Source organism: Methanoculleus nereidis, assembly GCF_032944295.1.
GTDB classification, from domain to species: Archaea; Halobacteriota; Methanomicrobia; order Methanomicrobiales; family Methanoculleaceae; genus Methanoculleus; species Methanoculleus nereidis.
On record NZ_JABFFQ010000006.1, the window covers coordinates 58,475 to 85,426 of the forward strand.

The following is a 26,952-nucleotide window of genomic DNA, read 5'->3' on the forward strand; positions in this document are numbered from 1 at the left end:
ATGCCGGAAAGAGAGGAACCCTACACCATCGCATGGGATGCAGAGAACGAGTGCATCCTCTACATTGACCAGACCCTTCTTCCCGGCCGGTACGAGCAGATGCGGTGCGCGACCGTCGACGACCTCGCCCGGGCGATCGGGAGGCTCGAGATCCGGGGAGCGCCGGCGCTCGGGATCGCCGGTGCGATGGGCGTGGCGCTCGCGGCCGTCCGGAGCACCGAGACGGATCTCAAGCGGTTCCTCGACGAGGTCGGCCGGGCAGGAGACCTTCTACGGAGCACCCGGCCGACCGCGGTGAACCTCGCATGGGGGATCGACCGCGTGCAACGGAAGATGACGCTGGCCGCATCGGTCGCCGAGGCGAAGACCATAGCGGTCGCCGAGGCGAACGCCGTCGCAGAGGAGGACGAACTGACCTGCCGGAGGCTCGGCGGGTTCGGCGAAGAACTCTTCCCGGAGAGGTGCACGGTGCTCACCCACTGCAACGCGGGAGCGCTCGCCTGCCGGTGCCGGGGGACGGCGCTCGGGGTGATCCGGTCGGCGATTGACGCCGGAAAGAGTGTGCGGGTGATTGCCTGCGAAACCCGGCCGCTGAACCAGGGGTCCCGGCTCACCTGCTGGGAACTTTCCCGGGACGGGGTCGACGTGACCCTCATCCCCGACTCGTCGGCGGCATACCTGATGCGGAAGGGGATGATCGACCTTGTTGTCGTCGGCGCCGATCGGATCACGAAGGACGCGGTCTTCAACAAGATAGGAACCTACATGCACGCCGTTGCCGCTCATCATCATAAGATCCCGTTCTACGTTGCGGCGCCGGTCTCCACGTTCGACCTCGCCCGGACAGAGGAGGAGATCACCGTCGAGGAGCGGGACCGATCCGAACTCGCATACTGCGGCGACGTGCAACTCGTGCCCGACGACGTGAAGGTGCTCAACTACGCCTTCGACGCCACCCCGCTCGACCTCGTCGACGCCATCGTCACCGAGATCGGAGTGCTCCGACCCCCGTATGCAAAATCTTTCCGGCTCGTCGGGAAAGGGAGGGAGGCCTGACCATGAGCTTTTTCTATTCCGGGATCTGGATCCAGCTGATGATCCTCATCGGGGAGGTGACGCTCTTCTTCATCCTCGGGATGCTGCTTGCCGCGGTAGCCCTCGCGATCATCGCTGCCGCCTCGATCACCCGGGGGAAGTTCTATCTCCCACGGATCCTGATACCCGGCATGGTTCTCCTCGAAGGGCTCGTGAAGGCGTTCTGCAAACTCCTCGGGCTGGACGACAAGGACCTCGTCACGTTCTTCATAACGCTTCGAAACACCATGAACACAAAGGCCTTCTCCGAGACTCCTGTGGAGCAGCGGGCGATCTTCCTGCCCCAATGCCTGCGGTCAGCTCAGTGTCCGGCGAACCTGACGCCGGAAGGCCTGAAATGCCGCAACTGCGGCCGCTGCTCGGTCGGAAAGAACGTAGTGTGGCTGGAGAGTATCGGATATCGGGTTTTCATCGTCCCGGGCTCGACGTTCATCAAACGGATGGTCAAGAAATATCATCCGCAGGCGATCATCGGCGTCGGGTGCCTCATGGAGATAAAAGACGGGATCGAGATGTCCGACCGGATAGGGCTCGTCGCCATCGGTGTCGTGAACTTAAAAGATGGGTGCGTGGAGACGATAGCGGACTGGGCCGCGGTGAGAGATGCCGCCCTGCTCGGCCTCAAACCCCCGTCAGATGCCGTAGACTTTCACGGCCCTGCCGAATAAGCGCTCGCTCGTGACCTTGCCGTAGACAAAGATCGTCTCGGTACTGTTCACATCACCAACCCTGACGCCCGGCCGGAGGGTGATGTTTCCTCCCGCCTCGATCGAATGGAGGCATGCATTGTCGCAGATGGTGGCGGTCTCCTGGACCTGGAGCGGCCCTTTTATCTTGACGTCATGACCGACGACAATGCTCCTTGCCTCGATGGAACCGCCGACCGTCGAGCCCGGCCCGAGCTCGAGGCGGCCGGCAATGACCATATTGCCCCAGATGTGCGTCTCCGGAGGGGTGATGAAATTGCCATCTATCTTCACGTTTCCGTCAAAAAAGGAACCTTTCGGTGCTATATACGTGTCCCCGTGCCGGTAAACTTTCATGAAGATCTCCTGGATAACAGCTCGGCCCGTAACCAGATAAAATTATCAGTGGTGATTCTGACCAACGAGAGGTCGTTCCTGGCGTTTGTCCCGGCTGATGAGGATAATGCGGCAAACACGGGCCCTTTAAGAGGGGTGTTCGAGTGCTCCGGGAACCTTGCTTATGGTCATATCACCGCGGCAACCGCAAAGACCGCGAGCGCGGCGAACATTCCTGCCCGCAGGATCGAGGTCGCCCGGGACTCCCGGACACAGCCCGGTGTCGTACATCTTAGACCCCGGAAGGCCCCGAAGAGGATGACGAAATCCACGACCATGATGCAGGCGAGATAGAAAAGACCCCACCAGTCACCGAAGGGGAGAAGGCTTACCGCAACGGCGCCGCAGGCACAGGCGAACGCGAATACCCCTGCCCTTCGGATGCCGACGACCATCGGAAGGGTGTGTGCGCCTCCTGCCGCATCGCCGTCCACGTCTTCTGCATCCTTCAAAACTTCCCGCGCAATGGTCGCAAGGAAGGTGATTGCTGCGAGCGAGAGGTTCCGGACGAGCCCCTCGATGCCCGCAAACGCGCCGCCGAAGAGGAAGACGCTCGCGGTCAGGTAAGCGACGGCCACGTTGCCGAGGAACGGGGTCTTCTTCAGCCGGACGGCGTATGCCACGAGGACGACCGTGTTTGCGAGGGCAATCGCAAAGCAGAGTGGCGTCGTCAGGGTGGCGAGGGCAAGCCCGCCGGCAAAGAGCGTCACCGTGTATGCCTTTGCTCCGGCAAGGCTGATCTCTCCCGCCGGTATGGGACGATCGGGCCGGTTGATCCGGTCTATCTCAACGTCAAAGACGTCGTTGATGACGTTCCCGCCGGCGGTGATGAGCGCGACGACCACGCCCAGCAGGAGCGACGGTGGGGTGAGCGTCCCGGTGGCGATAAGGTACCCGATGAGCGCGGTAAGGCCGGCAACGACGGCGTTGTGCGGACGGGTAATCCCGATAAAGGCGGAAGCGCTCATTCTCGAAGAGTTAGGTTCTCGGGCGGAAGATAAATAACCAGAGGTCCTCTGGAACGGTATCGGGAAAAAGGACGGGCTTGGGGGGATTTGAACCCCCGGCATTCAGCTTAGGAGGCTGACGCCATGTCCTGGCTAGGCCACAAGCCCATACGCTGGAGTAGAAGTATTACTCATGAGAAGGTATAAGGGTATCGAGCATCCACCTTTTTCGGAAGCATGGATGTTGTTGAGGTTACTGAGGGGAAAACCCGGTTTTTTGTGCCCAGGCAGGATCCTCATCTCCAGTTCCCGCCGGGAAGCGGCCCGGTCTTTTATAACTCGCGCATGGAGCTGAACAGGGATACCACCGTCCTCCTGCTCTCCGTCCTGCGCCCGGGGAGTTACCTTGACGCCATGGGCGCGTCCGGTGTCCGGGGGCTAAGGGTGGCGCACGAGGACGGGATACCGGTGACGATCAACGACTGGAACACAAAGGCGGTCGATCTTATCCAGCAGAACGTGGAGGCACTGGGTCTCGCCGCCGAGGTCACCCGCGAGGACGCGAATGTGCTGATGAGCGGGAGAACGTTCGATGCCGTCGACCTCGACCCTTTCGGGACGCCGGCACCGTTCGTCGACTCTGCGGCACGAAGCGCCGGAAACTACCTCTTCGTCACCGCCACCGACACCGCGCCGCTCTGCGGAGCGCACCTGAAGGCAGGCATGCGCCGCTACTTCTCCCGCCCCCGGAACACCGAGTACCACGCCGAGGTAGGTCTCCGGACGCTGATGGGGTTTGTCGTGCGCGAGGTGATCAAGTATGACCGCGGGGTGGAACCGCTCTTCTGCTACGCGCACGAGCACTTCCACCGCCTGCATCTCCGGCTCCGCTACGGGGCGGCGGCAGCCGACCGGGCACTTGCGCGGCTTGGCTATGTGATGCAGTGCCCGCAGTGCCTTTACCGCTCGGAACAGGCCGGGATGCTCCCCGAACCGGAGGAGTGCCCGCTCTGCAGTGCGGACCTGGTGCCGGTCGGCCCCCTCTGGACGGGGAGGATCAACGACGATGCGACGCTTGCCGCGATGCAGGAGGCGCTTCCTGCGGTCACGGTCGGAACCGGGGCGCGGATCGGACGGCTGCTCGCGACCTGCCGGCAGGAACTGGATACGTCGAGCCACTACGACTACCACGTCATTGCAAAACACCTGCGGGTCTCCCCCGGCGGTATCGGGACGGTCATCGAGCAGCTACAGGCCCTCGGCTACCGGGCGAGCCGTGCACACTACTCGGGAACGGCGATAAAGACCGATGCGCCGCTTCCTGTTCTCGAAAAGGTGATCAGCGGCGGGTGACGACGGTGAGGACGTCCCCGTCCGCGAGTTTGTGGTTGAGGCCGACACGCTGCGCGTCGTGCTTGGCCGATTCGCCCCAGACCTTTGCGTAGCGGAACTTGTCTGCGAAGTCCCGGTGGAGGCGGTTGCAGACGTCCTCGACCGTAGCCGGGCTCCGGATGATCAGCGGCTCGTCCATATCCGCGGGGCCGCCGACCGGCTTTAAGTAGACCCGCATGAATCCCAGGTTCTCGAATATGGCATCCTTGAGGTCTTCGACCCGGTAGCCGCTGTGCGCCGAGACCATGATGGGGGGCTCGCCGAACCGTTCGGTCAGTTCTTCCTCTATCGCCGCTCCTGTCTTTTCGTCGACCAGGTCGACCTTGTTGACCGCGATGAACGCCGGGACGTAGACACGGTTCCCGATCATCGCGTCGATGAAGTCGTCCTGGCTGACTTCGTTCCTTATCAGGACGTCCGCGTTGACGATCCTGTTCTCCGCGAGGATAGAGCGGATCTCCTCGACATCGAGGTCGACGGCGCCGACGGTGTTCAGCCGGATACCTCCGTTCCCGGCCTTCTTGATGGTGATATCGGGTTTAGGACGGTTGATCCGGATACCGGCGTCTTGGAGCTCGCGGAGAAGGACGTCCGTATGCTTCTCGTTGAAGACGTCGACTAAAACAAGGATCAGGTCGGCGCTCCGGACAACGGCGATCACCTCTTTCCCTCGGCCTTTGCCCATGGCGGCGCCGGCGATCAGGCCGGGGATATCCAGGATCTGGATCTTCGCGCCCCGGTGCTCCATCGAACCCGGAATGACGGAGACGGTCGTGAAGGCATAGGACGCCGTCTCGCTGAGTTCCGAGCCGGTGAGCCTGTTGAGCAGCGTGCTCTTTCCGACGGACGGGAAGCCGACCAGGACAACAGTGGCGTCCCCCGACTTCTTCACGGAGTAGCCCTCCCCCCCTCCCGCGGAGGCCATGGCCCGGGCTACTGCTTCGTCGCGAATTTTCGCGAGTTTCGCCTTGAGGCGGCCGATGTGCTTGGAGGTCGCCTTGTTGTACGGGGTATTTTTAAGTTCGTCCTCGATCTCCCGTATCTGCTCTTCGACACTGCTCATTGCTGCCGATACACGTATGTTGGGAAGCTACTTATGGGTGTCTGTGATGAAAATCACGAAGCGAAGGGAAAATTCCGGCCCGTACAGGGTTTAGATTGTCTGGCTGCCGACATGATCAGAGACGGCAGAGCGCGAGACAGGTTTAAATAGGATAAAGGCCAATAATTTAGAGCACGTTGGTGCAATGCGCTGCTATAGTGTAGACCGGCCAATCATGCAGGACTCTCACTCCTGCGACTGGGGTTCGAATCCCCATAGCAGCATACTGTTCTAAGGGCAAACGCCCACTTCTGCACCGCTCCCCGAGAAAGAGACGATTCCATGCACTACTCTCCCGACAGTGACCGGCCGACCCAGAAATACCTCGGGGATCGGGGCCTCATCGTCCTCATCGCGCTCCTCTCCGCCTTCGTCCCGCTCTCGACCGACCTCTACCTCCCCGCCCTTCCCCGGATGGGCGACTACTTCGGCGTCTCCGCCGGCCTCACCAACCTGACGCTGATCCTCTTCTTTCTCTTCTTCAGCCTCGGGCTGCTCTTCTGGGGGCCGCTCTCTGATCGGTACGGGCGCCGGCCCGTTCTCCTGGCCGGGCTCGCCCTCTACATCGCCGCAAGCGCCGGTTGCGCTCTATCGTGGGATATCTGGATCCTGATCGCCTTCCGCATCCTCCAGGCCGTAGGGGGCAGCGCCGCCTCCGCAGTCGCGATGGCGATGGTCAAAGACGTCTACGACGGGAGAAAGAGGGAGTCAGTGCTCGCGCTCGTCCAGTCCATGGTCGTCGTCTCGCCCGCCGTCGCCCCGGTCCTCGGGGCGTTCATGCTCCCCTACACATCTTGGCGGGGCCTCTTTGTGGCGCTCGCCCTCATCGGCGTCGTCTCAATGGCCGGCGGCCTCCTCCTCCGGGAGACCATACCCTCGCGGTATACCGGCACCGTGGCGCAGTCCGTCCGCCGGCTCGGGGCCGTGCTCAAAAACCCCGGTTTCGCCTCGCTTCTCGTCGTCTTCTCGCTCGTGAGCACCGCTTCCTTAGCGTTCGTCTCCGCCTCGTCGTACATCTACCAGGACGGGTTCGGCCTCTCGGAGCAGTGGTACAGTTTCTACTTCGCCCTCAACGCCGTCGGCCTGATAACGGGCCCGTTCCTCTACCTCTGGCTCTCCCGGCACGCGAGCCGCCGCTCGATCGTCGCGTCGGGGTTCGTCGTCGTGATCGGTGCCGGGGCGCTGGTCTGCCTCTTCGGGGGCCTTGGCCCCCTGGCCTTTGCCCTTGCCCTCTTCCCGGCCTCGCTGATGGGGAGTGCCGTGCGGCCGGCGGGTGCGTTTCTGATGCTCGACCAGCAGAAGGAGGATACCGGCTCAGCATCCGCCCTGATCAACTGCGCTGGCCTTGTCTTCGGCAGCGCCGGGATGGTTCTCGTCTTCCTCTTCGGGGAGAGCCTCGTCTTCGGCCTCGGGGCGATCAACGTGGTGGCCGGGGTTGCGTGTCTTTTAGGGTGGGCGGCGATCGGGAAGCGGGGGCTGGTGACGTTCTGAAATGATCCTGAAGTACACCCCGCAAAAGAAGAAACACTCGGAGATCCTCAAAGAGTTCGGGCCGAACCCCGCGCTGGCCGATTCGGTTGCGGAAACCTCGCGCGAGATGCGAAAGGCTTCGATGCGAAAAGTCGACTTCGATGCCGACTATCATTGCGAGGCCTTCTTTGAGCTTGCCGGTTTCAGGATGGGCCCGATTCCGGCCCCGCATCCCCCCGGGGGACTCACCGGTATTTAAAGATATCTATCGAACGATTTTTCGTCTGGACTGGCTGCAGAGCGCATCTCACATAACGATCAGGGTATATACCAAAAACGGGATCTAAACCGGGGCTTGAACTGATATATATCCTTTGCCAGAAGGTATCCGTAGATAATGGAACGTTTCGGAGATTATACCATTCATTCTTCAGAATAGCCGTTAGGTCAGGCGATCTCAGATGGCGGATTCCTGCGCTCCGGGGGAAGAGAAAGATCGGTTCGAAACGTATTTATATGGGATAGCCGAGAGGGTGCGGCACCCCCTTTCCTGAAAGAGGATCGTAGCAGCACCCAAAATAATGCTACTATTATAATCTCGATAGGTGTATCTACCCCGAGGTTTCTAGTTCACGGAGCGCCCGGGAGATGCCCAACCGCGACTCTCCGCAAAGCCTCCCGGAGGTCATCTCTCCGGCGGCCGCCGGGCGAAAGAGCCCCTATACCGGCCTTCGAATGGTGATCTCCGGCGAAGGTTCCGGTCTCGCACCCCCGTGCCGCCTTCCTCATGCAATTGTAAATGATCCTTTTGCATTGTGTTTATAGCAATTGAGAGGTGGATTCATGGAGTTGGGATGACTACAGAAACTCCGCGGGGAATTTGTCATGTAGAATCATTACAAAACCTATAAAGCCAATCTAGTAACACGCTGTAAGGTTCATACTGACCTATCGGGTTAGTTTTCCGGGAGACGGTTCATCTGTCAGGGAACACGAACTGCAAGATCATAGTGATGTTCGAGTAAAGATACTCAAAACGTGAGGAGACAACCATGGCAAAAAGAATGCTGAGCGAGTTCGAATCGTACGATCTCCTGAAACAGTACGGCGTACCGGTGCCCGAACACGCGATCGTCAAGACTGCTGCAGAAGCAAGCAAGGTGGCAGAGAAGATCGGTTTTCCGGTCGTCATGAAGATCCACTCGCCCCAGATCGTTCACAAAAGCGATGCAGGGGGCGTTATCATCAGTATATCCTCAAAGCAGGCTGCGGAAGAGGCGTTCACGAAGATCGTCGCAAATGCGAAGGCGTATAACCCCGAAGCCGAGATCAAGGGCGTTATTGTCGAGCAGCAGGCGGCGCCGGGGCTTGAACTGATCATCGGCGGGAAGACCGACCCGGCGTTCGGGAAAGTGCTCACCTTCGGTATGGGCGGCACCCTCGTCGAGCTGATGAAGGACGTCACCCTGCGGATCCTGCCGGTCACCGAGGAGATCATCCGGGACATGGTCAGGGAGATCCACGGCTACCCCATAATCCAGGGTTACCGGGGGACGAAACCACGAGACGAGGAGACGCTCGTTCAGGTGATGTGGGCGATCAACTGTTTTTTCGCCGAGAACACCAACATCGTGGAGTTCGACATCAACCCGATCCGGCTGTACGAGTCAGGAGCCTGCATCGTCGACGCCCGTATCTTCGTCGATGATGAGGCAGTCGAGAAGGTGGCAAAAGAGCGGCCCTTCGTGCCGATCGAATACTTCACCCCCCGGTCGATAGCGGTCATCGGCGCATCGTCCGAACCCAAGAAGATGGGCTACGCCATCATGCATAACCTCCTCCACTTCCCGGGGCAGCTCTACCCGGTGAACAACAAGCGTCCGGAAGTGCAGGGGCTCAAAGCGTATGCTTCTATCCTCGATATCCCGAATCCCGTCGATATGGCGGTCATCACCGTCCCGGCAAAGCACGTCCCGAGCGTGATCGAGGAGTGCGGGCAGAAGGGCGTCTCCATGGCGGTCATCATCACGGCCGGGTTCAAGGAGACCGGAGAGGGTGGAAAGGCGCTTGAAGACCGCGTCCTCCAGATCGCAAAGGGTTACGGCACGCGGATCGTGGGCCCGAACTGCCTCGGGCTGATCATCCCCCCAAAGGGCATCGACACCACCTACGTTCACGAGTCCCCCAAACCCGGCAACATCGCCTTCATCTCCCAGAGCGGGGCTATCGTCAACACGGTGGTCGACTGGAGCATCCGGCAGGACATCGGGTTCTCCGCCGTCGTCTCGGTGGGCAACCAGGCAGACCTCAACTTCATCGACTACCTCAGGTTCGTGGAGCGTGACCCCAAGACCAAAGGCATCATTCTCTACATCGAGGAGATCCAGGACGGCAAGACATTCATGAAGGTGGTCAACGAGGTCTCGAAGACCAAACCCGTTGTGGCGATCAAGTCCGGTTCGTCGGTGAAAGGGCAGCAGGCGGCCTCGTCCCACACGGGTTCGCTTTCAGGGTCGTACGACGTCTACATGGAAGCCTTCCGTGAATCCGGCGTGATCCCCGTCCACACCCTGACCGGCACGTTCCAGGTTGCGGAGATGCTGTCGAGCCCGAAGGGCTACCCCCGCGGCAAGCGGGCAGTCGTGATCACGAACGCCGGTGGTTTCGCCGTTCTCTCCTCCGACTACGCCGAACGCTACGGCATCGACCTGATCAGCCTGCCGCCGAAGGTCCTCAAGGAACTCAACGACCTCCTGCCTGATTTCTGGAACAAGAACAACCCGATCGACCTTCTCGGCGACGCCAACGAAAAGCGGTTCGAACAGGTATTCAGCGTGCTCGCCAAGCACCAGGACTGCTGGGACATCGCGTTCGTGGTCGGGTTCCCGAACCTCGTCATCGGCTCAGAGCAGCTGGCAAACCAGATCATCAGGTTCTCGGAGAAGACCGAGAACATGATCGTCGCGACGCTGCTCGGCGGCGGCTCCATGGAGCGGGGCCGCAAGATCCTCAAGGAAAACGACATCCCGCTCTTTGAGGAACTCGACTTCACCTTCCGGGTGATGGGAAGAATTCTCTGGCAGAGGTTCAGGTAAGGCCTCTCTCAGAACAATTACTCTTTTTGATGCTCTCCGGCCGCCCGTATCCCGGAATACCAGGACGGTCAGTCAACACCGTCTCCGGACACCCGCCTGCTGTCCTTATGCCAGACCACCAGGAACGAAGAGAGAACAGTCAGCGTATAGCAGGCCCAGAAGAGCGGGATTGCAGCACCGGAATCCGGTCCCTCCGAGACGAACCGCACAATGCCAACAGCCATCGATACCAGAACGGCTGCAATTACAAGAAGGACCGGTGCTATCCGGACCCGGGACCCGCCGGCAGACCCTGAAAGCACCTTCGGCGTCACCACAAACGGCAGGCGTTTTCCAGAGACGGCATACCAGATAGCCCGGGCGTATACAAACGCAAGCGTGTTGAAGATCGCCTGCGAGAATGCGAGGTCGCGCAGGGAGTACTGCCGCTCCCGGATGCTGATGATGACCTGGATCGCGATCACCACCGCGAGCACCACGGCAAAGACCGGAGGGAGCCATACGGGGAGGATCGGGACACCGAAGATCAGCGTGGCGACGGGGAGGAGGAAGAGCACCACGTTCACCCCACCAAGCAGATAGATCGAGACCGTAACGACGAACTCAAGCCAATGTAGCGAGGTCATGCTTCCCGGTTGCACCACAAGTTGCCGGAGGATGGTCCCGAGGAGCTGGGTGTTTCCGTATGCCCAGCGGAACTGCTGCGTGAAGTACGCAGCGAGGTTCGGCGGCGCAACACCCTCGGCATACACTGTATCGAGAAAGATCCCCCGGCATCCCCGGAGATGAAACGTAAAAGAGGTGGCGATGTCTTCGGCGATGCACTCCTCGTCCATTCCCCCGATGGCGGCAAGATGGCTCACCCGGAAGACGCAGTTTGAGCCGGTCAACATGGCGGTACGGTTGACGGAAAGACCCCGGCAGACGTGCTTGTTGTAGATATGCTGCTGATAGGAGAACGTGACGCTTATCGGGTCGTGGGGTTCCGAACGGAAGAACTGGGGCGTCTGGACGAAAGATATAGCGGGGTCGGCCTCAAGGATCGGGATGAGGTCGGTGAGGATCGCCGGCTTCACCTTCTGGTCGGCGTCGATGACCAGGAGATACGGTGTATCGCCATCGAGAAACGAGAGGGCATGGTTAATCGCTCCGGCTTTAAAACCGCTTCTGTGGTCGCGGTGGACATAGTGGAGGTTATACCGGTAGCACATATCCTGCATTGCCGTGCGTTTTCGCGCATCTGTAGAGTCGTCGAGAAGGAAGATACGCACATCCGGATAAGAAATCCCCGTGCACGCCCGAACGCAGGACTCGACCACACCGGGGTCCTCGTTGTAGACCGGGATGAAGACCGCAACGTGGCAGGGGGCCGCACCTATCTTTTGCGTCGGTATAAGGCGTTCCGTATAGGCGTAGAGCGACCGCAGAAGGTGATCAGCATAACTCATGAACTGGATCACCCCGAACGCAGTGACGGCAACGAGGAAAAGGGAGAGGATTCTCGCAAAAAGGCTCCATTCCTCGCCGGTGAATATGAGGGAGAGGTCCCGGAAGAGGACGAACATGAGCAGCACCATGAGCGTGGCGGTAAAGAGTGAGATACGTGCTGCAGTCTTCATGAGGGTCCACCGCCGTCTGGATGCTATCGTGCAGAGAAGCCTCGTGAATGTATGACGGGACCGCGACCCGGTACCGGGAGCAACGGAACGTGCGAGGCAGTTGGGATACCATCCATCATACTGGCTTACTTAAAGGTTGCGGATACGGCCTGCAACGCAATCCCTCCAGAACCCCGATACGCCCCATACTGATATTCCCGGACGTGCAAGGAAGTACCCGCCTTTTACCCTATCAAGAAGCCCTGCATGCAGGCACGGCCGGATAGACCCGGACCCTGGCATCCGGACAGATCAGGATGGTTGAGGGCGCGGAGGACCGGCACGCCGCACAGCCTCCGGCAACCGACACTATGAAATAGATCACTTTCCTTCTGATGTTTGGTACTTATGGCTGTACAGAAGATGACAACTGCACCGTTGAAGAAGTATGAGCTGCCGCCTCTGCCTTATGCACCCGACGCTCTCGAACCGTATATCTCAAAGGAGCAACTCTCCCTGCACCACGACAAGCACCACCAGGGTTACGTAACCGGGGCGAACACCGACCTTGAGAAACTGGAGAAGGCGCGGCAGGAAGGCACCGAAGTTGACATGAAAGCGCTCCTAAAGGAACTCTCGTTCAACATCGGCGGCCACGTCCTGCATGACCTCTTCTGGCCGACCATGGCGCCGGCCGGTAAGGGTGGCGGCGGGACTCCGGGTGGCGCCCTTGCAGACCGGATCGACCAGGAATGGGGCTCCTTTGACCGGTTCAAGGCTGAGTTCACGAAGACAGCCGCAAGCGTCGAGGGGTCCGGGTGGGCGGCACTGGCGTACTGCACCATGACGGACCGCCCCATGATCATGCAGATCGAGAAGCACAACAACCATGTCTACCCGACGTTTCGCATCCTGATGGTGCTCGATGTCTGGGAGCACGCCTATTATATCGATCACAAGAACAACCGGGGCCAGTTCATCGACGCATTCTGGAACGTCGTGAACTGGGATATGGTGAACAAGCGGCTGGAAAACCTTTAACTCTTTTTTCCTCCGGGAGGACGCAGCGGATAAGCGCATTCTGGTCCCGGAGTGCGCCTCAGCCTTCATCTTCCGATAGCCCGGGAAAGGTTTAGCCGCCAGGGCCACGCGGATTCCCCCGCATCCAAACACTTATGTAGTCACCACAAGAGGGTTGTCCAGACAACGTTATCAGGAAGGGGGAAGGAATGGATCGATACCAAAGGTGTCACACTCTTAGTTTTAGCTGTGCCTGCTCTCCCGGGGAAGAGCGGACCCCGTTCTCCCGTATGTACGGGGGGATGACTCTCGAAGGAGCATGCTGCCGGTCGTACCGCCCTCCGGGCAAACTGCACGTGTATCCGGCCGGCATAGGGATCGGTTATGCTTGGTAGAGGGCTCCCGGAGACGGACCAGGCGGTAATCCGGCACGCGATCACGGAGGGGGTCGTCCACCGGCTGCTGCACGAAGAGGATCCGAGATTCCAGAACTTCCAGCTCTGCAACGCATGCGGCTCCTGCACGCCGCACTGCCCCGCACGGATCAACGATCCCGGAGCAAACGGAAACCAGGGATACCTTGCACGGAAGGTGACCGCGGCCCTCCAGGCAGGCAGGCGTCCGGAGCTCAACCTCTCCGAATGCGTCCAGTGCTACTCCTGCGAGACGGTCTGCCCGAGATCCGTCAGCATCGGCGGGATCATCAATGCCGTATACGAGACTGAGCATCTACAGCCAGTCTTTCGAAAGATGCTCCTCGACCGGGGAGGGCTTCCCCCCCAGGCCTTTCTCCCGGTCTACGTCAGCAGCGGCCGGTTCGGAAAGTTCGTTGCAAAAATTATCCGGCATCCATCTCCAGCAGATGCCAGAGCGGTTGACGAAGTCCGGAGGTTGCTGCTCCACCCCCTCAAGGCGTCGGTCTTCTCCCCACCCGGACATCCTGCACCAAAACGGCCGCTCACCCGACCGGACCGGGTCTTTCACCTCAAATCCTGCTGCGCCTTCAACTACCCCGGAGCGGACCTCTCGCAGAAGAAGATCCTTACCGCGCTCGGCATCCGGTATACAACCTCGAAGTTGCAGACCTGCTGCGGGGGTGCCCCGCACTACATGGGCGGCGCCGGCTTTGCGGACCGGCTGCTCCTCACCGCCCGGAACCTCAGCGTCATCCAGGACGCGTGCGGACCCGGCGAAGGTATCCCCGTCACCGGGATCTGCCCAACCTGCAGCGACTCGTATGTGGCCGCACTGGAACTGCTCTCCGGGCACGAAAACCGGGCAGCGGTGAACGAGGCGCTGGGCAGGATCAGGCGGGAAGTGAGCGATCCAGCGCTGTTTTCCGTGGCGAACGTCCTCGACCTCTACCCCCTCTATCTCGATGAATTGAGAAAGCTCATTGAGACGCGGCTCTCGGGACTGCGCGTCGGGGTGCATGTCAGCTGCCATTACCGGAAGATGAACGGCACCCTCGCCATCCCGCCGGGGCTGCAGAACCTCACGGCAGTCACCGGGGCGCGGGTCACCCGGAGCGTGATGGAGCAGTACTGCTGCGGCGGGGTCAAGAACCTCTTCGACCGGCACCAGAAAGGCCGGCCCCGCGAACTCTCCGCACTGAACCGGCTCGTTTACCAGGACTTTATGCAGCACCGCCTGGATGTGATGGTCGTCGACTGCCCGGGATGCGAGCTGGTGTACGACCACATGGGGGTGCCGGTACTTCATATCACCGAGCTTCTGGCGCTCGCGATGGGCGCCGACCCGCGCGAGACAGTCTACATCCAGGGCCACATGACGTCGCTCTCACCTATACTCACCCGCATAGGGCTTCTTTAAGCGACCTACAGGAGGTGAGGCACAAAGGCGCGCGCTCCCCTCCACGGCAGGGCGGGTGTGGTGAGTGCGAGAGAGGACGATCCAAAAGGCTGGGAGTGGCTTTTAACATGTCCATAGGGGTGTTTGAGCAGCCGTAGATACTGCAGGCAATCCAGCTGAAGCCGGGCTGTCACCGCAAATCACTTATTACCCGGGATATGAATCACTTATATAATTTTTACAGGATAAAAACATCAAGGGGGCAAGAAACTCATATGAGTAGAGCAGGTTCGAGATTTACCCGACCAAGAGAGACTTTTCAGATCCTTGACGAGCCCGGAGTAGGCACCATCGTGCTCGACCAGGATATGCAGGTGGCCTGGGCAAACACGTACGCGATGGATATCCTCTCAGCGCGCGAAGAAGAGATCCTGGGATCGGATGCCGGGCAGGTTTTCGATACGCACCTGGTGCCGCTCCTGCAAGGAAGAAGGGAGGATGCCGGGCGACTCCTCGCCACCGTGCGTGACGGGAGTGAGATACCCGGTCTCGAACTTCTGGTGCAGAACGCCCGGGGAGAAGAACGGCGATTCGTCTACTCCAGCCGGAAGATACGGCAGGAGCCGTTCGCAGGGATGTGGGTGCTGTGTATGCGCGACGTCACCGAACGGAGGCCGACGGACGAAGGGCTGCTCTCCTCGAACAGACAACTTCTGGTCCTTAACCAGATCATGGGAGTATCCGCGTCGTCCCTCTCGCTCGACGAACTGCTTGAAGCATCGCTCTCAAAGACACTGGAGCTGCTCGACTTCGACCTGGGACTGACCTACCTCTTAAACCCGGAGCGGACACTGGCACTCACGCGCTACCACCACGCTGTCCCGAAGACTTACCTTGCCCGCAACAGGGCTATAAAAGTCCATCACTGGCCCTGGAATTTTGTCTTCGTGGCCGGACAGCCGCGCTACCTCGAGCGAGGGGGGGAAGGGGGCACCATCGAGGAAGAGATCCTCTCGTCACTCGGGGTCTCCACGCTTGCCTGCATCCCGATCCTCGCAGAATCGGTCGTGGTCGGTGCGCTCTTCCTCGGGAGCAGAACGAAGGAGGGGCTTCGGGACGAGGAATGCCGTCTTCTTGAAGCAATCGGGAAGGAGATCGGCTCAGGCGTTCTCCGGAGCGTGCTCCACAAGCGGCTGGAAGCGGCCCACCGCGAGACGAACCTCTACCTGGACGTCATGACCCACGACATCAAGAACGCGGAGAACGTTGCGAACCTCTATTGCGACCTTCTGCTCGATATGCTGAAGGGAGACGCCGCGCAGTATGCAAGGAAACTCAAGGAATGTGTTCGGAAGAGCACCGGTATCCTCCAGAACGTCTCGACCATCCGCCGCATACACCAGGAGCCGCCCGACCTGAAACCGGTCCACCTCAGCCACGTGATCAGGGCGTCGCTCGCCCGTACCCCGGAAGCGGGCGTCTCGTTTGAGGATGCGTCGGCGGAGATCTGGGCCGACGACCTGCTGCCCGAGATCTTCACAAACCTCATCGGGAACGCCGTCAAGTTCGGGGGGCCGGATGGCGAAATAACGATCCGGGTCGAGGATGATCTCGAAGAGGACCACACGGTGGTGGTGACCGTGGAGGATACCGGCCCCGGAATCCCCGACGAGATGAAAGAGACAGTTTTCGATCGCTTCAAGCAGGGCAGGGAACAGGGGTGCGGCGAAGGACTCGGCCTGTATATCGTCGGGATGCTCATCGAGCGTTACGGAGGCAGGATCTGGGTCGAGGATCGGGTGGAGGGGAGGCCGGACCTCGGAGCATCGTTAAAGTTTACGCTGCGTGAAGTGGTGCACACAACGGCCGACGGATATGAGGATTGATATCCTCACACCGCCGCTGCAGCCGCCTGCCTGACGATGAGCCCTGCCGAGTACCGGCGCGCCCAGGCATACCCGAGCACCGCGCCGATCGCGTTCCCTGCAGCAACCCCCCACCAAACACCGGAGAGGCCGAGCCCGAGGTCGATGGCAAATACCCAGGCTAAGAGGATCGAAAGAACGACGTTCTGCAGGACCGTGATGGTCAGGGAGCGTGCGCCCAGGCCCGTTCCCTGGAAGAACGACGCCGAGAAGAGCCCGAACCCGACCATGGGGTAGACGAGGCTCATGACCTGGAGGTACGTCGTCAACTCCGGGACGATCCCGGCAGCATCGCCCGATGCCGTGAAGATTGCGGCGATCCGGGGAGCAAAGATGAACGTGGCCGCGGCGAGCCCGAGCCCGATGCCGAGCCCGAGTCTCGCAGCGAACCTGAGCGCGGACTCCATCTTACTGTACGCCCGGGCCCCGTAGGTGGCGCCGGTCACCGCGACCACCGCCGACGATATGGCGAGGATCGGTGTTAAACCGATGCTCACGACCCGCCACCCGACCGAGTAGACCGCAACGGCATCGGTGCTCGATATCAGGATGATGACGCCGTTCAAGGCCAGGGCCATCAGTGCGAGGGCCAGCTGCTCGGCCGCGGCGGGGAGACCGACCTGCAGGACGTTCCGTACGACTGCGGGGTCGGGCGAGAACTCCCGGAAGCAGAGGGAGATGTAGGTGTCTCGCTTCACGAAGAGCCAGTAGACCATCGGGACGGCGGCGATGACCTCAGCGAGGATGGTCGCCCAGGCTGCGCCGGCGATCCCCATATCGAGCGTGTAGATCAGGACCGGGTCGAGGATGATGTTTGCGACCGCTCCTGCCGCCATGGCGTACATGGTCCGCTTTGCGTCTCCTTCGCCGTGCATGAGCGCGTAGGCGACCTCCCCGAAGAGGAGGGCGAACGTCCCCATAAAGAGGATCCGCGCATACTCGGTGGCAAGACCGACGGCGTCGCCTGCTCCCATGAGGACGAAGAGGTCCCCGGCGAAGAGGAAGAGCGGGACGGTGACGGCGACGGCGAGCACGGTCATCAGGAGGATGGTGTGCATCGCAACACTGCTCGCGCCGGCCCGGTCGCGGGCGCCGATCATCCGCGAGAGCGCCGCTTCGCCACCGGTGCCGAGCCCGCTCGCTAACCCGATGGTTATGATGAAGAGCGGGAATGAGAACCCGACGGCGGCGAGAGCGTCTGCACCGAGACCTGAGACCCAGAACGCGTCGACGACGTTGTAGAGGGTCATGAGGGTCATGGCGACCATCATCGGCAGGGAGAGCCGGAGGATCGCGGTCTTCGGATCGGCGAGGAGTATCTTTGTTCCTTCTGTTTGGTTACTACTTGAGGGTGTATCGTCTTCTGAATCACTTGTCGGCATACATATCGCCTGCTGGCGTGCCCACGCCGCGGGCTCCCGAATCAATCGGGAACCGGTTCAAAGGCGGGTGGAACATCGTGCCAATCTGCTGATTTTGATTGCCGAACGGGTCCGGGTTATATGGCAGAACCGAAAGCGGCCATGTTATGACCGTTCCAATTCTTTGATTTCTGGACCCAATATGGCAATACAAGACTAGTATGGGCGCGGATCAGTAGATATACCTTCGCACCGGGGGGATGGAAGCGGGCGGCCGACCGTCCTGTTACGGCGGCTTTCCCTCCAATCGGCGGGTATCCGGATCCTTGGCAGGTAGAGAAGGCGCCGCCTCATGCCGAACCGATGAAAACCGAGGCACTAAATCCTGATCGAAAAAAGAGACGAGGTCAGCGGACGGGAATTCTAGCAGTCGTCTCTACCCCGCGTTTCTTCACGGCACGGTCGTACATGAGCCAGTTCTCCTCCCACTCCGGGTTCCGGTCGCGGAGCTGCTCGAGCACCCGCCGCCGGATCTCGCCGGAAGGTATCCCGTCGTAGGCGACCCGTTCGATGGCTTCCCCGATCGCTCTGGCCTCTTGTGGCGGCGCTCCCGATTTGAGCGCGCTCACGGTCACCTTCTCCCGCATGAACGGCTCCCTCCTGCCGTCAAGTTTGACCACATCGACCAATTTCATCACCTTCCGATTGGTGTGAGAGTTCACCCGGGAAAGATAAGAGTTTCGGTCCCCGTTCCCGGAGAAACGCATAACCTCAAGCGCGGCCCGGCACCCGTCAGCGCCCCCGGAGGCCGCCAAACACAATGATGCTCCGAATACCGGGGCCGCCGAGCAGACTCATGGCATGTTCGACCAAGAAATCGGAGCCGAGAACCCGGTCGGCCATCCTCTTCGTTCTTGCGGCAGCAAGGAGTTCCCGGCCTATCGCCGAGCGCCACTCCCGCTCGTAGGCCGCGAGGGGCTCGCCGTGCAGCAGGTGGCGTTCCGCCGCAATCCCGGCGAGCCTCCCGCAGATCATTGCAGGTGCAATCCCGCCCCCGTTGGAGGAGACGACGTGGCCCGCGGCATCGCCGACGGCGAGGACGTTCTCGCGGACGGTCTCGCCGATGGGGCCGGAGACGGGCACGAACCCCGCCTGGACGTCCCGGGCGGTAAAGCCGTGTTGCGCAAGGAACGCCCGCAGGAGAACGGGAACCGGGGTGTCTTTCTTCTGCACACCGAGCCCGACGTTTGCGCATCCCTGTTTTGGGAAGATCCAGGCATACCCTCCCGGGGCAATGCGGTTTCCGAAGAAGAACCTCAGGCGGTCGCCGAACTCCCCATCGACCCGGCAGGTGATCGCGGGGGCGAGCACGGCGCTCCTCGCCATCCCGGCCGAGCGGCAGACCGGGGAGAGCGGGCCGTCCGCGGCGACCACGACGCCGGCCTCGACGTCGCCCCGGCTGGTCCTGACCCGCCGTCCTTCCCGGCCGAGGAACTTCGTATCCGGCGAGAGCACGGCACCCGCACGGACGGCCGCATCCGCAAGGTGCCGGTCGAACGCATCCCTATCGACGGTGTAGCCGCCAAGATCGAACTCGTACTCCCGGCCGCCGGGGGAGACGGCGACGGCCTCCCGGATCCTCTGCCGGACGAGGGCGGGGTCGACGGGGAAGAGTTCATCGAGCCCGGGGGCGTTCGGGAGCGCACTCGCGAGGACCTCCGGTGACGCGTTAAACTCCCCGCAACAGACGGGGACGCCGATCATCTTCCGTTTATCGATCAGGAGGACGTCAAGCCCCTCCTGTGCCGCGTAACGTGCGGCGGTGCTCCCGGCGGGGCCCGCACCGACGACGACCACGTCGCACCGATTCGGCATCAGTGCTTCTGTGAGGAACCAGAAGTGATAAAAGAGTATGGTGACAGGCGGAACAACGTTACGAAGGGGGAAGTCAGTCTCCGCCCTTCGCCCGCAGCCGCGCGATCCTCTCGGCTACCCGTCGTCTCGCCTCCTCTGTCGCCGCGACGTCCCGGCGAATCACGATCTCGAGGGTATCGCCCTCCCGGGCATCCGGGGGGAGGAGGGAGCGGGGGATCGTGAAGCGGACCGACTCGTCCTCGCGGAGGAGGAGGACGGCGAGGCCCTCCTCCACCCGATCGAGGCTTGCCCGGAAGGCCGATTCATTCTGCATAATCACCGCTCCATGGTGCTGACGACCGTACCGTTCGCGTCGGCGAGCGTGGCAAGGTCGCCGTCGTTGTTCCAGACCGGGCTTCCCCGATTCCAGTAGAGGTCGGTCGCGGTGTCGTTGCCCTCCCCGGAGTGGACAGTGACATCTGCGCCCGGATCGAGCGTAAAGATCGGGAAGGTGTAGGTGTTGCGCGTCCCTTCATCGGTGATCGTCCAGTCGGTGAGATTGACCGCCGTCTCATCCGCGTTCGCGACGGCGATCCACTCCTCCTGGAGGTCGAGGCCGGCGATGTACACGCCGGATGAGGGGGCGGGCGTCGTCGTCGGTGCGGGCGTTGGGGTCGCCGTTGCGGCCGCGGTTGTTGCCCCGGCCGTCACGGTGGCGGCAGGTGCCTCGCCGGCCGCAACGGTAAGCACCTGACCGTCGGTGGCAACAATAACCGTCCCGTCAAGATCGGTCCGGTAGATGCGCGACCCGGTCGCCTCGAGGCGTTCGACCGCTTCCTCGTGGGGGTGGCCGTAGTCGTTCCCCTCACCGACCGGGATAACGCTGATCGCGGGGCTGACCGCGGAGAGGAACTCCGCCGAGGATGCATACCGGCTCGCGTGGTGGCCGACCTTCAGGACGTCGGCGTCGAGATCGAGGCCGGCCTCTATCATACTCTCCTCCGCCGGAGTCCCGGCATCGCCCGTAAGGAGGTACGATATCTCCCCGTACGTCATCTTCAGGATGACGGAGTCCTCGTTTACGTCACCGAGCGGCTGTGAGGCCGGGTTTAAGATCAGGATCTCGAGGTCGGGATCGAGGGCAACCGTCTGCCCGCGCTCCGCTGCCGTATACGGTATCTCCAGGTCTTCGACCAGAACGAGCAGGTTCTCATAGGTCGCCGTAGGGTGCGGCTGCGCGGCGTCAACGAACCGGCCAACCGGGTAGGCGGAGATGACGTCAGCAAGGCCGCCGATGTGATCGGAGTGCGCGTGAGTCGCCACGACCACGTCGAGCTGCTCGACGTTCCTCTCCTCGAGATACGCGATGACGCGCTCTCCCATCCCGCGCTCGCCGGCGTCGATGAGCATGGTCTTATCGCGGAACTCGATCAGGATCGAATCGCCCTGCCCGACGTCGATGAAGTGGACGACGAGATCGCCGGAGAGATCGGAGCCTATCTCCGGCTGCCCGGTGGGGGCGGAGCAACCTGCGATGATTAAGCAGGCTATGATGCATGCACAGAGTGCGGTGCTGACCAGGTATCGGGGTATGAACGACATGCTGCCTCAAGAGGTATCGGGCGCCGGCTATAAATGCGCTCGGATCGGGAAGGACAGGCCGACGGCGGGGAAACGCACAAATGGAAAGGGTCATATGCGCCGAACGGCATCCTTAACTGTTAAGGACAATGACGGGCGCTTCCCCTCTTGAGATCTATGATGAGTTCCACGAGGAGATCCAGGCGATCTTCCGCTCAAGGCTCTTAACACAGATCCTGATCGCACTCGGGAGCGGGAGCAGGTCGCTTTCGACCCTCCGCGATGTCACGGGGAGTTCGTCGCAGGCTCTCATCCCGAAGATCCGGCAGCTCGAGGCCCTGCAGTACGTCGAGCAGGTGCGGGGCGATTACACGCTCACCCCCATCGGGAGGCTCGTCGAACCGGAGATCGAGCGGCTGGTGACGCTCATGGGAGTGCTCGGCCGGCACCGGGAGTTCTGGGTCGACCACGAGCTCGACAGCATACCCGATAGATTCCTGGGCGAACTGCCGGACCTCTACAACGCTGTGGTGGTGCGAGACGTCGAAGAGGACGTCTACGCGGTGCACGCAACGTTTGCAGATATCATCAGGAAAGCCTCGCGGATCCACGGCGTATCCTCGATCATGAGCCCGGTCCACGTCGACGTGATCGCGCCGGTGGTCATGGACGGTAGGCCGGTCGAACTCGTCGTCTCTCCCGAACTCGCCGGAAAGCTGATTGAAGAGCCGTACCGGAGTATCCTCGCATCACTGAGCGAGTACACCCGCTCCGGCATATATGTCTCCCCCTCACCCTTTCGCCTGGGGATGACGGTGACCGATACCTGCCTCTCGCTCGGCCTGTACCGGCGCGATACGGGGATCTATGACACCGCATCGGACCTCGTCAGCATCGACCCGGCGGCGGTCGCCTGGGGCGAACGGGTCTTTGAGTACTACCGGGCGGACGCTGAGCCACTCCGGATACCACCAAAATAACTATTTTCAGACACTCAGGGCAGTTCCCCTGCAAGGACCGGGCAGGAAACGGATGCCGCCCCCAGAGTGTCACGGGGGCCCGTATTCATCAGTCCGATGAATATTCATGTACGCAATTAATGTCTATCAGTCAGGTAAAACCTTTACACGTGTCATGAGCCTACAGAAACGTGTTGACCTGCAGGAGAAGGACACCAGCATTCTCCCTCCTGAAACGCCGGACCGGGACGGAGGTCTTGCGGCGGTGATGCAACAGAGCGGGACGAAACAGGAGCAATGGGGGTGCGCCTCCTGCACGCACTACGACCCCGAATGCGCCTACTGCACCTACATCCATACACCTATAGCAATCCTCTTCGTCTGCCCGCAAACCCTCGATAACCACAAGTAATGCCAGGGTCTCCCGGCGCAGGCACAAGTCCCATAGACACTTCTTACATTCCCGCCCCAACCTTTTTGTACCACCCGGTCATGGCGTAGCCAGATGATCGCCATGGCAGGTGCAGACTATATCTACCCGAACGTCACGGAAGTAGCCCGGCGAGGCGGGCTCCTCGAACGCTGGCGCCTCGCCGAGCCGCTCGGGTGCGCGTATATCGAGATCCCCGCCGATTTCGTCAAGAACAGAACGGAGGTGGAGCGGACCGGGCAGGAGATCGGGTCCATGCTCACCCGGGCGTCCATCGAACACCTTTACGAACAGGATACAGCCCTCCCGGGCTCCCTGAGGTATGTCCTGCACTCTGAGCCGGCCATCCCACGAAAGGACCTGTACGGCCGGCAGGTGACGGCGAAGCTGCGGTGGCGCGACCCGGACTGGGTAGTCACTTTCGGGGATATGCTTCTGGAGATCGAAGACTTCCTGGGCATCCCTCCGGAGGTCATCGAGATTCACCCCGGCGGCCGGAAGAACACTCATGCCGATATCGTCACGGCGATACACACCCTGATCACCGCCCACTGGAACGCCTTCGAGGTGGAACCCCTGGTGCTGCTCGAACACCACAGGGACCAGGGCGTCTCCACGGGGAGCCAGATAAAGGCGTTCTGGACAGCGCTCAAAAAAATCCATCCCGAGATGGCCGGGCTTGCCGGGATAGCGCTCGACCCCTGGCACCTCCACGCCACCGCGAGAGAGGACTTCTCCAGAGCGCTCGGCGAGATCCCGCCCGACGCCCTGCGGGCCTTTCACATCCATAGCGACCTTCACCCACCGTCGGTGTCCGACGAGGTACCCTGGCCGCAGGTATTTCCGCTGATCGGCAGCCTTCCTGGGAGACCCCTCATCAAACCCGTGGTCTACCAGAAGAGCAGGGTTCCCGAGGCGATCGCCTTCTGTGAAGAGATGCTCGCCGCGCCGCGGGTGGCGTATGCAGAACCCCCGGCGTGATGAGCCGGGGCGGATCCTCGCCAACATTCATAACCCTGAACCACCAGAGGGTGCCGCATGAAACCGATGGCCGCGCCTGATTTCCCACCGGGTCTCGAGTGGCTCAACATCGACCGCCCCCTCTCCGTCCGCAACCTCTCCGGCAGGATAGTGCTGCTCTCCTTTGTGACGTTCACCTGCGCAAACTGCATGCGGCTGGCACCGGAGATACGGCAACTCAAGGAGACGTACCCGAACCTGGTGATCATCGAGGTCCATTCGCCCGGATTCGAATCCGTTGCCGGAAATTTCCGGGAGGCTGTCCGCCGTGCCGGAGCGGATCACCCCGTCGCCATCGACCGCGACCGCCTGCTCTGGCAGGCCTTCGGGGTCCGTGACTGGCCGACCTTCGTCCTCATCGACCCGGGAGGAAACGTGGTCGGGAAGACCGCCGGGGAGGGGCTCTACGGGCGGCTCCACCCGAGAATCGACCACATGACAACGGAGTTCGAACAACGCGGCCTGCTGGAGAAGGGAAGGCTGCAGTCCGGGACCGCTCCGGAGACGGCACGGGAAGGAAGCCTGTACCGTCCCGGCAAGGTTGCGGCGGACAATGCGGGGATACGGCTGTTTATCAGCGATTCCGGCCACCACCGGATAATCATCACCGACGTGAGCGGAAAGATCGTTGAGACGATCGGCTCCGGGGCTGCCGGGAGCACCGATGGGCCGTTCGATGAAGCCGCGTTCTACCAGCCCCAGGGACTCGTCTTCGACGAAGAGGAGGGCATCCTCTACGTCGCGGATGCCGCAAACCATATGATCCGGATGGTCTCCTGGTCCGACTGGAAGGTTGAGACGATCGCCGGGACGGGTCTTGCTGCCCCGTCGGCAGGCGTTGCCGGACCGGGCACCGAGGTCGCGCTGAACACGCCGTGGGACCTCGAACTGCTGGGCGGCTACCTCTACATCGCGATGGCCGGGGCGAACCAGGTCTGGCGGATGGATCTCGCCACCCACGAGATAGAGCCATACGCCGGGTCGGGCCGGGAGGCCCTGGTCGACGGGCCACTTGAAAAAGCCGCCTTCGCGGGACCCACCGGCATCGTCACCGACGGCGAAGCGCTCTACGTGGTCGACAGCGGGGCTTCGGCAATTCGCCGTATAAAGCGGGGAATGGTCGAGACCCGTATTGGACACTCGCCGGAGGACTTCGGCGACCTCGACACCATCGCCAGGATGGCCCGCATCCATCACCCGATGGGCATCGCCTACCGGCAGGGGTCGCTCTACATCGCCGACACCCACAACCATAAGATCAAGCAGTTCGACCCGGAGACCGACTGGGTTCTCACCACGGTCGGGAGCGGCGACCGCGGCGACCGGGACGGGCTGTCGGGGGATGCGAGGCTGAACGAGCCGAACGGTCTGGTCAACTTCGCGGGGCTCTGGTACATCGCCGATACCGGCAACGATGCCGTCAGGGTATACGATCCGGCCCGTCACGTGGTCTCGACCCTGAACCTCTGGAAGTAGGGTGCTCCAGAGCCTATCGCCGGGCGCAGGACCAATACTTTATCTAGAGGCAGCGAGAGAGGAGGGTCGGAGCATACAGTCTCCGGGAGGGACCATGCAAACGAATTACGTGCTGATCATAACCGTTCTGGCTATCGGGGCGACGGTTCTCATCTGCGGCTGCATGGGCCTGCCGGGAGACGGCGACCAGAACCGGACGAACGAAACGCCGGCCGTCGAGAATCTGACGGCCGACGAGGTGCTGGCCCGGGACGGCAACTTCTCGGTGTTCATCCACGCGCTCGATACCGCCGGACTCAAGGGAACGCTCGCCGGAGCGGGGCCCTACACCATCTTTGCGCCCACGGACGAGGCTTTCAACCGACTCTCAGAGACTGTGACGGAAGAACTCTTCGACGACCCGAAGGGCAACCTCGCCGAGACCCTGCTCTACCACATGGCTCCGGGGAGATATGCGGCAGCCGAGATCGCCGCAAACGATACCGTTCCAACCGTTCAGGGCAATCCGGTCAGCGTTGATGCCGCCGGCGGGAATGTGGCGGTGAACGGTGCACGGGTGACCCGGGCAGATATTCCGGCCGCAAACGGCGTCATCCATGCCATCGATGCGGTGATGATCCCGCCGGACGTAATCCTTCCGCCGGCAAACGAGACCGTCGAGAACGTGACGGCGAACACGACCGGTTGAGGGGGGTAACATCACAGGGCGCGATAGATCGTATACATTATATATACACAAGTATACAATTTGTATTCATGCTGGAGAGGCTCATCCCTTCAAAAACACGGGTGAAACTCCTCACCCTCTTCCTGCTGAACCCCGGGCGTGAGATCTACCTGCGGGAAGCCCAGCGACTGACCGGTGAGAACCTCAACGCAGTCAGGCGGGAACTCACAAACCTTGAGGATTTTGGGCTCCTGAAAAGTACCCGCCGGGGTAATGCTCGTTACTACGCTGTAAACACAACTTTTCCTATATATAAAGAATTGACCGCAATCATCCTCAAGACGGAAGGGGTGGCAAAGGTCGTAAAGGAGCACCTTGCCGGGCTCGGGAAGATCGACTCCGTGTTCATCTTCGGTTCCTTCGCCAGTGGAGAGGCCGGTGCCGCGAGCGATATCGACCTCTTCGTCGTCGGGGAGGTTGATGAAATCCTCCTGATGACCGCTGTCCGAAAGACAGAAGAGGAACTGGGAAGGGAGATAAATTATGTCCACTTCCGAAAAGAGGAGATGGAGCGAAGGATTGCAGAGAGCGATCCGTTTGTTACGAACGTACTCCGGGAGCCAAGGGTGATGCTGATTGGTAACGATTGAGGATCTGGAACAGCAAGGGCTGATCAGGAAACTCCCCCTGGATCCGAAGGCGGTGGAGAACGCCATCGGTCTGGCACGGAGGGATATAACTGTCGCGAGCACCGTTCTCGCCGGCAACCGCGACTGGGCATATACAATCGCCTACAACGCCATGTTGCAGGCCGCAAGGGCGCTTATGTTCTCGAAGGGTTACCGCCCTTCGGGGAACAATCAGCACATCACCGTTGTCCGGTTTGCAGAACAGATCCTCGGCACTGAAACAGTGGCCCCCCTTGAGCGCATGCGGAGGCGGCGGCATGTCGTGGTCTATGACATGGCAGGTACCGTCTCGGATCTGGAGGCAGAAAACGCCGTTTCTCGTGCTGAGATGTTCTTCGGCATCATTGAGAACCTCCTCCATTAAGGGGTGCTCATCC

Annotated in this window: 25 protein-coding genes and 2 tRNA genes; 17 read left to right on the forward strand and 10 right to left on the reverse strand. The window is 61.3% G+C overall.

All coding sequences use genetic code 11. The features are described 5' to 3' along the window. Together mtnA and HL657_RS08765 are read left to right on the forward strand one after the other, a co-directional pair. Complete coding sequence (gene mtnA, locus HL657_RS08760; RefSeq protein ID WP_317296440.1) at positions 1–1,056, forward strand: S-methyl-5-thioribose-1-phosphate isomerase; 1,056 nt, start codon at positions 1–3, stop codon at positions 1,054–1,056. A 2-nt stretch (positions 1,057–1,058) separates the two neighbouring features. Beyond that, positions 1,059–1,763, forward strand: a complete 705-nt coding sequence (locus HL657_RS08765) for a DUF116 domain-containing protein (protein ID WP_317296441.1) — start codon at positions 1,059–1,061, stop codon at positions 1,761–1,763. Here the strand turns inward: HL657_RS08765 and HL657_RS08770 are convergent. From HL657_RS08770 to HL657_RS08780, 3 genes are all read right to left on the reverse strand, one after another. Continuing rightward, positions 1,728–2,075: a polymer-forming cytoskeletal protein gene (locus tag HL657_RS08770; RefSeq protein WP_317296442.1), complete on the reverse strand. Its 348-nt coding sequence runs from the start codon at positions 2,073–2,075 to the stop codon at positions 1,728–1,730. The two genes, HL657_RS08765 and HL657_RS08770, sit on opposite strands and share 36 nt — an antisense overlap. Positions 2,076–2,305: 230 nt before the next feature. Then, a complete protein-coding gene (locus HL657_RS08775) occupies positions 2,306–3,145 on the reverse strand; it encodes a geranylgeranylglycerol-phosphate geranylgeranyltransferase (RefSeq protein WP_317296443.1) in 840 nt (279 codons plus the stop codon). Positions 3,146–3,217: 72 nt separating this feature from the next. Then, positions 3,218–3,292 (reverse strand) — tRNA-Arg (locus tag HL657_RS08780). Between the two features lie 69 nt (positions 3,293–3,361). Between HL657_RS08780 and HL657_RS08785 the strand changes: the two genes are divergently transcribed. Further along, positions 3,362–4,477, forward strand: a complete 1,116-nt coding sequence (locus HL657_RS08785; protein ID WP_317296444.1) for a tRNA (guanine(10)-N(2))-dimethyltransferase — start codon at positions 3,362–3,364, stop codon at positions 4,475–4,477. Here HL657_RS08785 and HL657_RS08790 read toward each other — a convergent pair. After that, complete coding sequence (locus HL657_RS08790) at positions 4,464–5,579, reverse strand: OBG GTPase family GTP-binding protein (protein WP_317296445.1); 1,116 nt, start codon at positions 5,577–5,579, stop codon at positions 4,464–4,466. The two genes, HL657_RS08785 and HL657_RS08790, sit on opposite strands and share 14 nt — an antisense overlap. A 188-nt stretch (positions 5,580–5,767) precedes the next feature. On the opposite strand from HL657_RS08790, the gene HL657_RS08795 reads away from it, so the two are divergent. The 4 genes from HL657_RS08795 (at position 5,768) to HL657_RS08810 (ending at position 10,183) form a co-directional block, all read left to right on the forward strand. Next, a tRNA-Glu gene (locus HL657_RS08795) sits at positions 5,768–5,842 on the forward strand. A 58-nt stretch (positions 5,843–5,900) separates the two neighbouring features. Further along, positions 5,901–7,109: a Bcr/CflA family efflux MFS transporter gene (locus HL657_RS08800; protein WP_317296446.1), complete on the forward strand. Its 1,209-nt coding sequence runs from the start codon at positions 5,901–5,903 to the stop codon at positions 7,107–7,109. A 1-nt stretch (position 7,110) separates the two neighbouring features. After that, positions 7,111–7,347, forward strand: coding sequence for a hypothetical protein (locus tag HL657_RS08805; protein ID WP_317296447.1), 237 nt, complete (start codon positions 7,111–7,113; stop codon positions 7,345–7,347). A gap of 793 nt (positions 7,348–8,140) precedes the next feature. Beyond that, positions 8,141–10,183: an acetate--CoA ligase family protein gene (locus HL657_RS08810; protein ID WP_317296448.1), complete on the forward strand. Its 2,043-nt coding sequence runs from the start codon at positions 8,141–8,143 to the stop codon at positions 10,181–10,183. A gap of 68 nt (positions 10,184–10,251) precedes the next feature. On the opposite strand, the gene HL657_RS08815 is transcribed toward HL657_RS08810, so the two are convergent. Further along, entirely contained in the window at positions 10,252–11,802 is a 1,551-nt protein-coding gene (locus tag HL657_RS08815) for a glycosyltransferase family 2 protein (RefSeq protein ID WP_317296449.1), read from the reverse strand. A gap of 387 nt (positions 11,803–12,189) precedes the next feature. On the opposite strand from HL657_RS08815, the gene HL657_RS08820 reads away from it, so the two are divergent. From HL657_RS08820 to HL657_RS08830, 3 genes are all read left to right on the forward strand, one after another. Continuing rightward, a complete protein-coding gene (locus HL657_RS08820) occupies positions 12,190–12,822 on the forward strand; it encodes a superoxide dismutase (protein ID WP_317296450.1) in 633 nt (210 codons plus the stop codon). A gap of 363 nt (positions 12,823–13,185) precedes the next feature. After that, a complete protein-coding gene (locus tag HL657_RS08825) occupies positions 13,186–14,634 on the forward strand; it encodes a heterodisulfide reductase-related iron-sulfur binding cluster (protein ID WP_317296451.1) in 1,449 nt (482 codons plus the stop codon). Between the two features lie 254 nt (positions 14,635–14,888). Beyond that, positions 14,889–16,499, forward strand: coding sequence for a sensor histidine kinase (locus HL657_RS08830; protein ID WP_317296452.1), 1,611 nt, complete (start codon positions 14,889–14,891; stop codon positions 16,497–16,499). Between the two features lie 5 nt (positions 16,500–16,504). Here HL657_RS08830 and HL657_RS08835 read toward each other — a convergent pair whose 3' ends face one another. The 5 genes from HL657_RS08835 to HL657_RS08855 form a co-directional block, all read right to left on the reverse strand. After that, entirely contained in the window at positions 16,505–17,920 is a 1,416-nt protein-coding gene (locus tag HL657_RS08835; RefSeq protein WP_317296453.1) for an MATE family efflux transporter, read from the reverse strand. A gap of 386 nt (positions 17,921–18,306) precedes the next feature. Then, complete coding sequence (locus HL657_RS08840; protein WP_317296454.1) at positions 18,307–18,594, reverse strand: ATP cone domain-containing protein; 288 nt, start codon at positions 18,592–18,594, stop codon at positions 18,307–18,309. A 97-nt stretch (positions 18,595–18,691) separates the two neighbouring features. Further along, the gene (locus HL657_RS08845; RefSeq protein ID WP_317296455.1) at positions 18,692–19,774 is read right to left on the reverse strand and encodes an NAD(P)/FAD-dependent oxidoreductase; all 1,083 of its coding nucleotides are present in this window, start codon (positions 19,772–19,774) and stop codon (positions 18,692–18,694) included. A gap of 73 nt (positions 19,775–19,847) precedes the next feature. After that, positions 19,848–20,087 (reverse strand): DUF3006 domain-containing protein, encoded by a 240-nt coding sequence (locus HL657_RS08850; protein ID WP_317296456.1) that lies wholly within the window; start codon positions 20,085–20,087, stop codon positions 19,848–19,850. Between the two features lie 2 nt (positions 20,088–20,089). Then, positions 20,090–21,355 (reverse strand): MBL fold metallo-hydrolase, encoded by a 1,266-nt coding sequence (locus HL657_RS08855; protein ID WP_317296457.1) that lies wholly within the window; start codon positions 21,353–21,355, stop codon positions 20,090–20,092. 128 nt (positions 21,356–21,483) lie between these two features. Between HL657_RS08855 and HL657_RS08860 the strand changes: the two genes are divergently transcribed. From HL657_RS08860 to HL657_RS08890, 7 genes are all read left to right on the forward strand, one after another. After that, on the forward strand, positions 21,484–22,314 hold the full coding sequence (locus HL657_RS08860; protein ID WP_317296458.1) for a helix-turn-helix transcriptional regulator: 831 nt from the start codon (positions 21,484–21,486) through the stop codon (positions 22,312–22,314). A 154-nt stretch (positions 22,315–22,468) separates the two neighbouring features. Beyond that, the gene (locus HL657_RS08865) at positions 22,469–22,705 is read left to right on the forward strand and encodes a hypothetical protein (RefSeq protein WP_317296459.1); all 237 of its coding nucleotides are present in this window, start codon (positions 22,469–22,471) and stop codon (positions 22,703–22,705) included. Positions 22,706–22,798: 93 nt separating this feature from the next. Further along, positions 22,799–23,704, forward strand: a complete 906-nt coding sequence (locus HL657_RS08870; protein ID WP_317296460.1) for a hypothetical protein — start codon at positions 22,799–22,801, stop codon at positions 23,702–23,704. Positions 23,705–23,761: 57 nt separating this feature from the next. Then, complete coding sequence (locus HL657_RS08875; RefSeq protein ID WP_317296461.1) at positions 23,762–25,219, forward strand: thioredoxin-like domain-containing protein; 1,458 nt, start codon at positions 23,762–23,764, stop codon at positions 25,217–25,219. A 94-nt stretch (positions 25,220–25,313) separates the two neighbouring features. After that, a complete protein-coding gene (locus tag HL657_RS08880) occupies positions 25,314–25,907 on the forward strand; it encodes a fasciclin domain-containing protein (protein WP_317296462.1) in 594 nt (197 codons plus the stop codon). Positions 25,908–25,975: 68 nt separating this feature from the next. After that, positions 25,976–26,536, forward strand: a complete 561-nt coding sequence (locus HL657_RS08885; protein WP_317296463.1) for a nucleotidyltransferase domain-containing protein — start codon at positions 25,976–25,978, stop codon at positions 26,534–26,536. Continuing rightward, positions 26,523–26,939: a HEPN domain-containing protein gene (locus HL657_RS08890; RefSeq protein ID WP_317296464.1), complete on the forward strand. Its 417-nt coding sequence runs from the start codon at positions 26,523–26,525 to the stop codon at positions 26,937–26,939. Before HL657_RS08885 ends, HL657_RS08890 begins: the two co-directional genes overlap by 14 nt. The last annotated feature ends 13 nt before the right edge of the window (positions 26,940–26,952 follow it).